This is a genomic window from Bradyrhizobium sp. (genome assembly GCF_030654605.1).
Lineage (GTDB): Bacteria > Pseudomonadota > Alphaproteobacteria > Rhizobiales > Xanthobacteraceae > Bradyrhizobium.
The window spans coordinates 1-11,706 of the sequence record NZ_JAURXB010000070.1; the positions used below are offsets into that span (position 1 = coordinate 1).

Annotated in this window: 12 protein-coding genes; 4 read left to right on the forward strand and 8 right to left on the reverse strand. The window is 65.5% G+C overall.

Annotation, left to right across the window (positions count from 1 at the left end):
- Both Q7U29_RS06835 and Q7U29_RS06840 read left to right on the forward strand, forming a co-directional pair.
- Positions 1–318 (forward strand): dihydroxy-acid dehydratase (locus tag Q7U29_RS06835; RefSeq protein ID WP_304739801.1); only part of this gene is annotated, 318 nt, incomplete at its 5' end.
- A gap of 56 nt (positions 319–374) precedes the next feature.
- A complete protein-coding gene (locus tag Q7U29_RS06840; RefSeq protein WP_304739803.1) occupies positions 375–1,094 on the forward strand; it encodes a ribonuclease activity regulator RraA in 720 nt (239 codons plus the stop codon).
- Here the strand turns inward: Q7U29_RS06840 and Q7U29_RS27690 are convergent.
- From Q7U29_RS27690 to Q7U29_RS06865, 6 genes are all read right to left on the reverse strand, one after another.
- On the reverse strand, positions 988–1,284 hold the full coding sequence (locus Q7U29_RS27690) for a GNAT family N-acetyltransferase (protein ID WP_370691707.1): 297 nt from the start codon (positions 1,282–1,284) through the stop codon (positions 988–990). The two genes, Q7U29_RS06840 and Q7U29_RS27690, sit on opposite strands and share 107 nt — an antisense overlap.
- A 164-nt stretch (positions 1,285–1,448) precedes the next feature.
- On the reverse strand, positions 1,449–3,557 hold the full coding sequence (locus tag Q7U29_RS06845; protein WP_304739805.1) for a S9 family peptidase: 2,109 nt from the start codon (positions 3,555–3,557) through the stop codon (positions 1,449–1,451).
- Between the two features lie 130 nt (positions 3,558–3,687).
- Positions 3,688–4,875 (reverse strand): alanine--glyoxylate aminotransferase family protein, encoded by a 1,188-nt coding sequence (locus Q7U29_RS06850; protein WP_304739807.1) that lies wholly within the window; start codon positions 4,873–4,875, stop codon positions 3,688–3,690.
- Between the two features lie 182 nt (positions 4,876–5,057).
- The gene (locus Q7U29_RS06855) at positions 5,058–5,843 is read right to left on the reverse strand and encodes an LssY C-terminal domain-containing protein (RefSeq protein ID WP_304739809.1); all 786 of its coding nucleotides are present in this window, start codon (positions 5,841–5,843) and stop codon (positions 5,058–5,060) included.
- A gap of 4 nt (positions 5,844–5,847) precedes the next feature.
- The gene (locus Q7U29_RS06860; RefSeq protein ID WP_304739811.1) at positions 5,848–6,570 is read right to left on the reverse strand and encodes a thermonuclease family protein; all 723 of its coding nucleotides are present in this window, start codon (positions 6,568–6,570) and stop codon (positions 5,848–5,850) included.
- Positions 6,571–6,873: 303 nt separating this feature from the next.
- Positions 6,874–8,607 carry a hypothetical protein gene (locus Q7U29_RS06865; protein WP_304739813.1) on the reverse strand — a complete coding sequence of 578 codons (1,734 nt, stop codon included), beginning with the start codon at positions 8,605–8,607 and terminating at the stop codon, positions 6,874–6,876.
- A gap of 428 nt (positions 8,608–9,035) precedes the next feature.
- Between Q7U29_RS06865 and Q7U29_RS06870 the strand changes: the two genes are divergently transcribed.
- Positions 9,036–9,905, forward strand: coding sequence for a caspase family protein (locus tag Q7U29_RS06870; protein ID WP_304739814.1), 870 nt, complete (start codon positions 9,036–9,038; stop codon positions 9,903–9,905).
- Between the two features lie 198 nt (positions 9,906–10,103).
- On the opposite strand, the gene Q7U29_RS06875 is transcribed toward Q7U29_RS06870, so the two are convergent.
- Together Q7U29_RS06875 and Q7U29_RS06880 are read right to left on the reverse strand one after the other, a co-directional pair.
- The gene (locus Q7U29_RS06875) at positions 10,104–10,385 is read right to left on the reverse strand and encodes a GIY-YIG nuclease family protein (RefSeq protein WP_304739816.1); all 282 of its coding nucleotides are present in this window, start codon (positions 10,383–10,385) and stop codon (positions 10,104–10,106) included.
- 195 nt (positions 10,386–10,580) lie between these two features.
- A complete protein-coding gene (locus tag Q7U29_RS06880) occupies positions 10,581–11,483 on the reverse strand; it encodes an efflux RND transporter periplasmic adaptor subunit (protein WP_304739818.1) in 903 nt (300 codons plus the stop codon).
- Between Q7U29_RS06880 and Q7U29_RS06885 the strand changes: the two genes are divergently transcribed.
- Positions 11,470–11,706: hypothetical protein (locus tag Q7U29_RS06885; RefSeq protein WP_304739820.1), on the forward strand; the 237-nt coding region annotated here is incomplete at its 3' end. The genes Q7U29_RS06880 and Q7U29_RS06885 overlap by 14 nt on opposite strands.

Consider the following 11,706-nt stretch of genomic DNA (forward strand, 5'->3'; position numbering starts at 1 on the left):
GATGCACGCATGAGCGGCACCAGCTACGGCGCCTGCATCCTGCATGTCGCGCCGGAATCCTGGATCGGCGGCCCGCTGGCGCTGGTGCGCAATGGCGACCGCATCTCGCTCGATGTCGCCGCGCGCACCATCAACCTCGATGTGCCGGAAGCCGAACTGGCCAAACGCCGCGCCGAATGGCAGGCGCCGGAGAAGCGCTATGAGCGCGGCTACGGCTGGATGTTCACCAAACACATCAAGCAGGCCAACGAGGGCTGCGATTTCGACTTCCTCGAAACCGGTTTCGGCAAGCCGGTGGACGAACCCTCGATTTATTAGTTTGTCGTTCCGGGTTCGATGCTGCGCATCGCCCCGGAATGACAAGGGGAAAGCCAATGACCAGACTGAGCAATGCCACCCGCGCCAAACTGAAGACCATCTCCACCGCCACCGTGGCCACCGCATTGTTCAAGCGCGGTTTTCGAATGCAGTGCATTCAGGACGTGCACCCGCTCGGCGCCGACCAGCCGACGCTGGTCGGCGAAGCCTTTACCCTGCGCTACATGCCGGCGCGCGAGGATCTCAACAAGCTCGACGTGTTCCGCGATCGCTCGCATCCGCAGCGCAAGGCGGTGGAAGACTGTCCGCCGGGCGCGGTGCTGGTGATGGACAGCCGCAAGGATGCCCGCGCGGCCTCGGCCGGCGCCATTCTGGTGACCCGTTTGATGCAGCGCGGCGTCGCCGGCGTCGTCACCGACGGCGGCTTTCGCGATTCCGCCGAAATCGCAAAGCTCGGCTTTCCCGCCTTCCACCACCGGCCGAGCGCGCCGACCAACCTCACACTGCACCAGGCGATCGAGATCAACGGCCCGATCGGCTGCGGCGACGCGCCGGTGTTTCCCGGCGATATTATTCTGGGCGACAGCGACGGCGTGATCGTGATCCCCGCCCATCTCGCCGACGAAATCGCCAATGAAGCTTTCGAGATGACCGCGTTCGAGGACTTCGTCACCGAGCAGGTGCAGAAAGGCCGCGGCATCTTCGGGCTTTACCCCGCGACCGACGAGCAGACCCTGGTCGATTTCGCGGCGTGGCGGAAGGCGACGGGTAGGTAGGGACGCGCAACGGCGCAGCCGACGCGCTGGCGTTGCGCTCATGCGCGGCGAGATAGCGTCGGCAGTCCGGCACCGACGTCCGCGGCGTGGTGTATCGCATCGCCGTGGTGTCTCCGAGAAAATCGAACAGCGCCGCCGCATCGGTCAGACGCGGGGGCCGGAGCAGCAAGCGCGCGGTTTCGAGCGGCATGCGCGTAGTCTATGCGCGATGGCTGGCGTTTGTCTTCACCTCGCCCCGCTTGCGGGGAGAGGGCGGCGCGGCGCGCCGGGTGTGGGGGACACTCCACGAGTCTGCCTGTCGAGGGAGCCCCGCACCCCGACCCTCTCCCCGCAAGAGCGGGGCGAGGGAGAAGTTCACACCTCGCCCTTGTCCGCCATTCCCACCGCCCACAGCGCAAACGCATAGGCGATCGCGACTTCGTCGAGCCGGTCGAAACGGCCGGAGGCGCCGCCATGGCCGGCGCCCATGTTGGTGCGCAGCAAGACCGGCCCGCCTGATGTCATGGTGGCGCGCAGCCGCGCGATCCATTTTGCCGGCTCCCAGTAGGTGACGCGCGGATCGGTCAGGCCGCCCATCGCGAGAATCTTCGGGTAGTCCCTGGCGGCGACGTTGTCGTAGGGTGAGTATGACAGGATGGTGCGAAAATCCTTTTCGCTCTCGATCGGGTTGCCCCATTCCGGCCATTCCGGCGGCGTCAGCGGCAGGGTGTCGTCGAGCATGGTGTTGAGCACGTCGACGAACGGCACTTCGGCGACGATGCCGGCGAACAGTTCGCCGGCGCGGTTGGCGACCGCGCCCATCAACATGCCGCCGGCGCTGCCGCCATGGCCGACGATGCGTTTTGTTCCGGTGTATTTCGCTTCGATCAACGCGCGCGCCGAGGCCGAAAAATCATCGAACGAGTTCGTCTTCTTCTCGCGCTTGCCGTCGAGATACCAGCCCCAGCCCTTGTCGGCGCCGCCCCTTATATGGGCGATGGCATAGACAAAACCGCGATCGACCAGCGACAGCCGGTTGGCGGAGAACGACGCCGGTATCGCCATGCCGTAGGAGCCGTAGCCGTACAGCAGCAGCGGCGCGGTGCCGTCGCGCTCGAGGTTTTTGGCGTGCAGGATCGAGACCGGCACCTGCGCGCCGTCATGCGAGGTCGCCATGATGCGGGTGGTGACGTAGTCGGCGGGGTTGTGGCCGGACGGGATCTCCTGGCGCTTGCGCAGGATTCGGCTGCGGCTCGCCATGTCGTAGTCGTAGACTTCCGACGGCGTCGTCATCGATGAATAGGAGAAGCGCAGGTTCGTCGTCTCGAACTCGTAGCCCCCCATGGTGTCCAGCGAATAGGCCGCTTCGTCGAAGGCGATGGCGTGTTCTTGCCTGGTCGCGAGATCGCGGATGATGATGGCGGGCAGCGCGTTGGCGCGCTCCAGCCGCACCATGTGGCCGGCATAGAGTTCGACATCGAGGATGTAGACGCCCTCACGATACGGGATCAGCTCGCGCCAGTTGGCGCGCTCCGGCGCGTCAAGCGGTGCGGTGACGACCTTGAAGTCGATGGCGCCGCCGGCATTGGTGAGAATGAACAGTTCGTCGCCGCGGTCGGCGACCGAATATTGCACGCCTTCCTCGCGCGCCGCGACCAGGCGCGGCGGCGCGGAGGGGTTGGCCAGATCGACCAGCCGCTGTTCGGAGGTTTCATGGTCGCCGCCGGCGATGACGCAGAACCGGCCGCTGGAACTCTCATGGAGATGGGTGAACCAGCCGGAATCCTGTTCCTCGTAGACCAGAATATCGTCCGCCTGCGGCGTGCCGAGGCGATGACGCCAGACCTGCATCGGGCGGTGGTTGTCGTCGAGCTTGACGTAGAAGAAGCTCTTGCAATCTGCGCTCCAGACCACGGCGCCATCGGTTTCCTCGACCAGGTCGTCGCGATCCGCGCCATTGGACCAGTCGCGCACGCGGATCGAAAAATATTCCGAACCCTTGATATCCGCGCTCCAGGCGTGAAGTTTGTGGTCAGGCGAATGCCGCGCGCCGCCGAACCGGAAGTATTTGTGGTCGGCCGCGAGCTTGTCGCCGTCGAGAATGATTTCGGCCTCGCCGCCATTGCGCGGCATCCGGCCGAACATCTCGTGCTGGCCGCCTTCGCGGTATTTGCGCAAATAGGCGAAGGGACCATCCGGCGCGGGCACGCTGGAATCGTCCTCCTTGATGCGCCCGCGCATTTCCTTGACCAGCGTCTTCTGCAGGCCGGCGGTGTGGCCGAGCAGGCTCTCGGTATAGTCGTTCTCGGCTTCGAGGTAGCTGCGGATGTCGGGGTTCAGCACCGACGGGTCGCGCAGCACCTCCTGCCAGTTGGCGTCCTTCAGCCAGGCATAATCGTCGGTAACGGCAATGCCATGGGTGGTGAAGGCATGGGGGCGGCGCGGCGCCACCGGTGCGGGCGTCTTGTTGATTGCTTGTGTCACTCGGTTCCTCGTTCGCCTGGCGGCTGTCGCCGCCGGCCCATCAAATCGGCTTTAAGATGCGACCCGACCCTCCCGCCATGCGGGGAAGTGACACCGGGCACGCGAAACCCGGCGGTTCGAGATCGGCGAGTCACGCCCCCACGCTCTCCCCCAGCCACTCGATCGCCGCTTCGGTGCCGCCCTTGCCATGCGGAATACCCAGCGCCTTCAACCCGACCTCGATGACCCCGAGCGTGCCCAGAATCATCGGCGCGTTGACGTGGCCCATATGGGCGATGCGGAACGCCTGTCCGGCGAGGTCGCCGATGCCGGTGCCGATCACCACGCCGCATTTTTCCTTGCAATAGCGTTGCAGCGCCACCGGGTCGTGGCCGTTCGACATCACCACCGTGGTCACCGTGTTGGAGCGTTCGTTCGGCTCGGCGATATTGAAGCCGAGCACCTGGCCCTCGGCCCACACCGCGACCGCGCGGCGCACCGCTTCGGCCAGCAGACGGTGGCGCAGGAACACGTTGTCGAGCTTTTCCTCGTACAGCATGTCGATGGCCTGGCGCAGCGCGAACAACAGGTGCACCGGTGCGGTGCCGGCATATTTCTGATAGTGTTCGCTGCCTTCGCGCGCGGTCCAGTCCCAATAGGGCGTGCGCAGACCGGCGGTCTTGTGCAGCTCGCGGGCGCGGTCGTTGGCGGCGACGAAGCCGAGGCCGGGCGGCGCCATCAGGCCTTTCTGCGAGCCGGACATCGCGACGTCGATGCCCCAGGCGTCCATCTCGAACGGCATGCAGCCCAGCGAGGCCACCGCATCGACCATGAACAGCGCCGGGTGGCCCGCCGCCTTGATCGCCTTGCCGATCGCCTCGATGTCGTTATAGGCGCCCGAGGCGGTATCGACCTGCACCGCCAGGATAGCCTTGATCTCGTGCTTCGTGTCCAGCCTCAACCGCGCCTCGACTTCCGCCGGGCGGATCGAACGGCGCCAGTCGCCCTTCAGCACCTCGACCTCGACGCCCATGGAGGCTGCGGCCTGGCCCCAGCCGATCGCGAACCGGCCGCTCTCCAGCACCAGGATCCTGTCGCCGCGCGACAGCACGTTGGAGAGCGTGGCTTCCCAGGCGCCATGGCCGTTGGAGATATAGATGTAGGAGCGGCCTTTGGTGGCAAACAGTTTCGACAGATCGCGCAGCAGGCTGTCGGTCAGTCCGATCATTTCCGCGGAATAGATGTCCAGCGCCGGACGATGCATCGCCCGCAGCACTTCGTCGGGCATGGTGGTGGGCCCGGGGATCGCCAGAAACTCCCGGCCCGCGCGAACGGTCATTTTTGTTGTTCCTTTTGGATCTGCTCAAGGAGGGATGCCGGGGGAATGAGGGGAAATCAAGTCGCAACGTATGATAATAGATTGGACGCGTCATTGCGAGCGCAGCGAAGCAATCCAGCCTTGCCTCCGCAAGCTGGATTGCTTCGTCGCAAGCGCTCCTCGCAATGACGGAATCCGATGGCCTATTTCCGCATCGCCCCCGCCACCGCCTGCCAGATCCGGTCCTTGATCTCGGTCGTGGCGGGGCTGGCGATCACATCGACCGGTGCGGTCTGCTTCCGGCAGGCTTCGACCAGCCGCAGGATCCAGACCTCGCCGTCGGTGTAATAGAGATCGCCGCCGCCATTGCGCCCGGCCACCGTCGGCCCGATGCCGGTGACCTGATATTTCGCCTGCACCATGCCGGCCGCCGCCAGGTCGGTCAGGAGAAATTGCCGCTCGGCGTCGATATCGGCATCGATGTGGTGGGTGACGGCGCCGGTGTAATGGCTGACGCCGACGCTGCGATCGAAGGTCGCGTCGCCGAGCCAGACCGGCCGCTTTTCCTCGCCCTGCTGCAGCACTTTCCAGAACCGCACATGGTGGCGGTGATCGGCGCTGCGTCCATCCGCCTTCTCGAAGGCGAGGTCTTCGCGGCGGCCGAGGTAATACAGATTGCTGACCGGCGCTGCGCGATAGGGACGGTCGAGCAGCACGCTGCCGGCGATTTCGATCGACGATTTCAGCGTGATCGGATCGGCCGGATACCAGCCGGCGGCGTGCATGGCGCAGAGCACGTCTTTGTTGTCGCCGACCAGCCCGACATTGACGGGATCGCCGGGAATGCCTTGCGCGGTTCGGGTCACCATCGGCAGTTCGGCGAGCCCCTTCTGGTGCTCGTAATGGGTCCAGAACGCCGGCAGTACGACATAGGCCAGCAGCGTGTAGGCGATGACGACCGTCAGCAGCAGCAGCGCGGCGCGCTTCATGGCGCTACCTTCGGGTCTCGCGGCAGCCGGCGGCCTCGGCCTCGTCGACCGAGCAGAACCAGCGCGTGCCCTTGCTGATCTTCATCTGGATCTTGGCGTACCAGCGGCTGGCCGGGGTGTGATAGATGCATACGCCGGAACGGTTGACGTTGCCCTTGATGGTGCAGTCGGGCGAGGGCGCCACCGGTCCCGACGCCGAGGCCAGCAGGATGGCGCGGGCGTTCTCCGGCGGTTTCACGGCGCCGAGGATGGCGGTCTTCTTGTTGCGGACGCGCCAGTCCCACGGCGCGATGAAGGCGCCCTGCCACATCCCGGCCTTGGCCTCGCGCGCGGCCTTCTCGTCCGGCTCGTAGTCCTTGGAAATCCGCGCATAGGCCAGCGCCCAGCCGTTGCGGACCAGCCATTTCTGGATGTCCTCGCCGTCGACCTCGCAGCGCGCCACGATGCGGCCGCGCCGGTCGGTGACCTGGCGCTTGTTGCAGCTCCAGGTCCTGGTGCCGGCATATTTGATCAGCTCGTCGCGCGCCGCGGCCCCGCAGGCCCAGCGCTCGCCCCTGGTGTTGAGGCAGAGCTGGTCCCCTTGCGGCGCATCGATGCCGCCGAGCCGGATGCGGGCACTGCCGATCTGGACGTGGTCGGCCTCGCGGATTTTCGGAATGCCGGTGATGTCGGCGGCGTCGGCGATGGCAGGCAGCAGCAATGCGAACAGCGCAATCAGGAATTTCATGAAGCAGCGGCCGTCTGGGATGAGGAATCGGCTAATTGAACGCCGCGATTGTGGTGTGGATTGGGCTGGCGTACCAGCGCGGCCGCTTTCAACTTAACGCGATGATCTCTTACCCTCCCCTGGAGGGGGAGGGTCGACGCGCCCCGGCGATGCGAAGCATCGTCCGGCGCGCGGCGCGGCGGGGTGGGGTGACGGTCTATCGTATCGATCAGTGTCCGAGCTGAGAGACTTTCACCCCACCCCGTCTCACATTTCGCTGCGCTCAACGTGAGCCGACCCTCCCCCTCCAGGGGAGGGTAAGAGTCACTTCGCACCCGCCATCATCGCCCGGCGCGCCAGCGCCAGCCCCATCAGCACGAAGGCCGAGGTGACTTCGGGGCCGCCGACCAGGATTCGCGTCGGGGTCTTCATCTTGTTCCACTCGTACGCCTTGAACGGGCCGTGCCGGCCGCCTTCGCCAAGGCTCGCGACGATGCAACGCAGCGCCGGCGCGAAGGTCGCAGGAGAGGCGCCGAGATGGCCGAGCGCGATCAGCGCCAGGGCTGCATCGAACGCGTTCATCTCGTGCGCGATCAGCTCGGTCTGCACATAGCCCAGCACTCTGGCGCGGATGATCTCGAACGTGCCGTCGGGATCGACAGCCGCTTGCGCGGCCTTCGGCAGCGCCATGAAGGCGGCGTAGCAGCGGCCGAAATAGGCGCAGTACAGCTCCGGCAGGTAATAGATATGCGAGCGCGGATTGGTGAAGGCGCCGCTCAGCACCAGCCGCTTCTGGAAGCCGATGATGCGGTGCACGGTCTCCAGCCGCGCCGGCGTCTCCAAAATCTTCCAGCGCGCCAGATTGCGGAAACTGACTTCGAGAATGTCGAGATTGAGCGTCGGATCGAGATCGTTGCCGAACGGACGCTCGCCCTTCAGATTGTCGATCCAGGTGACGACGCCGCCCTCGTAATCGATGTTGTCGTTGAGCGGCACCGTCACCTTGGGCTCGTTGGCGCCTTCTGAGACCTGGTAGCCGGCATAGAAATCGAGCAGCGGCTGGTCGAGGATCGGATCGGTCGAGCCGGCCTGGGTCGCCGCCGAGAACGAGCAGGCGGTGGTGTCGCAGTCCGGCACGTAGATGCCGAAGCCGAGGTCCTGCTTGATCTGGGCGAAGAACTTCGAAAAGCGCGGATGCGGCAGCGGCGCCAAAGCGGTGATGACGCGGACATTGGCGCCGTCATGCGACTTCACATCCTCGGCGCTGGTGGTGAGACAGAAGTCGACCATGTCGGCGATGGCGCGGCGGGAAGCGGTGGCCTCGTCCGGCGAGGCGAGGCCGGTCTCGGCAAAGCTCAGCAGCGCCTCGGTGAAGAACGCGTCGTAATAGGCCGAGCGATGGCGGATCTGCACCGGCTCCCACATCGGCTCGGCGATGCCCTGCCACGGCGGGTTGATCAGCGCGCGGGCCGGCGAGCGCGCGATGAACACCCGGGCCAGGTTGAACAGCAGCGTCGAGTTCTTGTAGCCGCGCGAATTCAGCCCGGTCAGCGCCATCAGCATTTCGCGGCCGCGCAGATCGGCATCGCCGATCAGGTTGAAGGCGGCATAGGTCGGGATGAACCCGTTCTTGCGGAAGGATTTCAGCAGATGCGCGGCGCAGCCGCGGATCACGCTTTCGATCTGCGCCAGCTCCGGCGCGCGCGCCGGCGCCGATGCCGCGAGCGGCTTTGGATGCGTGAGCTCGATGGTATCCACGAGGTCCGCGACCGGCGCGCCGATCGCGGCCCAGTCCGGCTCGGCATGGTCGCGCGCCTGGCCCAGCGCGTCGCGCAGGCGGCGCAGTCTGGCCTCGTCGCGCAATTCGGCGAGGCCGGTCCGCCGCAGCAGCGGCCGCAGCGCCGGATTGCCGAGCGCGGTGCGATAGAACTTGCCGAGATGCGGATCGCCGCCGGAATATTTCAGCAGCAGGGGATCGCAGACGTCGTACAGCGACGGGCCGTGCTTGGCTGCCGTCAGTGCGCGGTAGGCGGCCCCGGCGATGCGGTGAAATGTCATGCAGTTTCTTGCCCAGCCGCGCCGTCGCACGTCCCGCCAGGCCGCGCCAAACCGCGAAACCGGCAAAATCCCCAATTCGATAAGCCTTTGAAAAATGACACGAAAACCCGGGGAATACAAAAGGCATTACAAATGTGACCGAGGTCACGGCAAAACCGCCCGTTTTGGCGCCAGCTGGCGCCCGCAAAAGCGGCGCGACGTATGCCGTAACCCACTGTAGTATCGAAAGAATTCATCCAGCGCGCGGTCCGCAGGGCTGCCTTCTCCAAACGAGGTTGCCGATGCCGGGGCTGCAAGATAAAACTTCTTTTGTTGCAATGCCGCAAATAGAGCGCAATTGGGCGACACACCGCCCGGCAACCCCTCAAACCTAATCGGTTTTGGCGCGACTAACTGGCGCGCCCATGCCGATGACCGGGAATGAACCGATGAACCTCTGGCAGATCAGCATCTCCCGCCGCAGCCTCACCATTGCCGCCGTGCTGGTGGCCACGGTGTCGCTGGGCATCGGTGCGCATGCCGCGCTCAACAAGCGCGCGCTCGACGCCGCCAAGGCTGTTGCCTCCGAGCAGGGCGAAGCCGCCGCCACCAGGGGTTCGAAAATCGCGCTGGTGATCGGCAACGGCCATTATCCCGACGCCCATGCGCCGCTGGCGCAGCCGATCAACGATGCCCGCGCGCTCACCGCGACGCTGCGCAGCAGCGGTTTCGACGTCGACGTCGTCGAGGACGCCAGCAAGGACGACATGCGCCGCGCCGTCGCGCGGCTGCAGGCCAAGGTCACGCCGGACTCGGTGGTGATGCTGTTCTTCGGCGGCTACGGCGTGCAGGCCCGCCGCGAGAGCTACATGATCCCGGTCGACGCCAAGATCTGGAAGGAAGCCGACGTGCGCCGCGACGGCGTCAGCGTCGAATCCGTGCTGGACGCGATCAGCGAAAAGGGCGCCCGCGCCAAGCTGGTCGTGGTCGACGCCTCCCGCCGCAATCCCTGGGAGCGCCGCTTCCGCGCCTTCTCCCACGGCCTCGCCCCGATCGCCGCCCCCGACAACGCGCTGATCCTGACCTCGGCCACGCCGGGCAAGGTCGCCGACGATTCCAAAGGCGCCAACAGCGTGCTGATGACCGCGCTGCTCAGGGAGCTCAACCCGCAGCTCGCCGGCATCGAAGCCGCCTTCAACAAGACCCGCATCGCCATCTCCCGCGCCACCGACGGCGCGCAGGTGCCCTCGGTCTCCTCCTCGCTCCCGGAAGACGTCACCCTCACCGGCACCGTCGCCAGCGGCAAGGCCGGCAGTTAAACAAGCGAAACTCCATCAACCCGTCGTCCCTGCGAACGCAGGGACCCATACGCCGCGGCCCATCGATATTTCGGGTGGTGTTAGCGGACTTGCTGGACCACCGCGCCACTGCTTCAGATGACCGGGATTATGGGTCCCTGCGTTCGCAGGGACGACGGGCTGAAAGTTCGCAGGGACGACAGCGAGTTGGGTGCGGATCTAAACCAGCAAATCGCCGAGATCGCGCCATTCCAGATTCTCGCGCTCGATCAGCTCGATCTTCCAGTCCCGCTTCCAGCGTTTCAGCTGCTTCTCCCGGGCGATCGCTTCGTCCGCACGTTCGTAGGACTCCACATACACCAGCCGGTACACCCCATATGTCTTGACGAACGAAGAGCCCTCGCCCTCGCGATGCTCCGCCAGCCGCTTCTGCAGGGAATTGGTCACCCCGATATACAGGGTCCCGTGACGCCGGCTCGCGAGGATGTAGACGTAATACATGCGCGAAACTGAAGGGCTGTTGCGGTAGTCCTGATCTTACAACAAAATACCATCGTCGTCCCTGCGAACGCAGGGACCCATACGCCGCGGCCTCTCGGCTCAAGCACAGTGGTTGACGACCTTCCTTGAACTACCAACACCTGTGGCTATGGGTCCCTGCGTTCGCAGGGACGACGATGGTTGGGAGCAAGGATACTACTTCTTCACATCCACGCTCGCCGTCACCGGCCGCACGGGGTCGCCTTCGCGCAGCAGCGCGCCGGCGCGGGCCACCACGATGTCGCCTTCCTCGATACCCCTGCGGATCTCGACCTGGCCCGACGACATCAGCCCGACCTCGACCTGTTTGGTCTCGACCCGCGCCCGCCGCACCACCTGCACCACGGTGCCGGCCGATGAATAGAGGATCGCGGTCAGCGGCACCGAGATGCCGCAGCTCTGCCCGGTCTTGATCAGCGCCCGGCCGGACGAATTCACCAGCAGGCGCCGCGGCACCACCACCGAGACGAACACCTGGCCGAGCTGGCTGTTGGGCTCGATGGTCGAGGCCACCCGGCGCACCTTGCCCTCGACCTCGCCGGCGCCGATGATCTTGATCCGCGCGGTCTGGTTGACCGCGAGCTTGGAAATATCCCGCACCGGCACCATGCCGACCAGGTCGAATTCGCTGCGCGCGATGATGGAAAACAGCGCCTCGCCCTTGGCCCCCGCGATGCTGCCGACCACCGCCGTCGAGGCCGAGACCAGCCCCGCGGTCGGCGACGCCACCAGCGTCAGCCCGCCCTCGGGCAGCGACAGCCGGGCCAAAAGCTGGCCGGCGGTGACGGTATCGCCCGGCTCCGCCAGCACCTCCGCCACCTTCAGCCCCGGCCGCTCCGAGCGCACCGACGTCTCCTCCCGCGGGATCAGGATGCCGGACACCTCGACGATATTGTTGAAGCAGGATTTTGCGGCCTTGATCACGGTGACCGCGGCGCCCTTCGGGGCGCCCTCGGGCGGCTCGTCCGCGGCGAACGCGGGGGAGGCGAAGGTGAGGAGGGCGGCGGCGAGGAGGGTAAGCAGCTTACTTGAAGAGTGCAGCGCGGTGAAATTGTTCATCGGCGGTTCGTTCCCGTTTCGGGGCTATCGATATCAGAAGGCTGGCTGGGGAGCCAAGCCGACTTCGAAAACTGGGTATAGTAATATCAGAGTATTGGGAAAACTCGGACAAGAGAGTCTAAAGAGGTCGGGTCTGGGCTGGATAAATGAGAGTGATGGCTCGGTGGTCAGCGCCGCCTTCAAAATTAGCGCCAATGTAGCGCAAAGCAACTTCGATCAACGC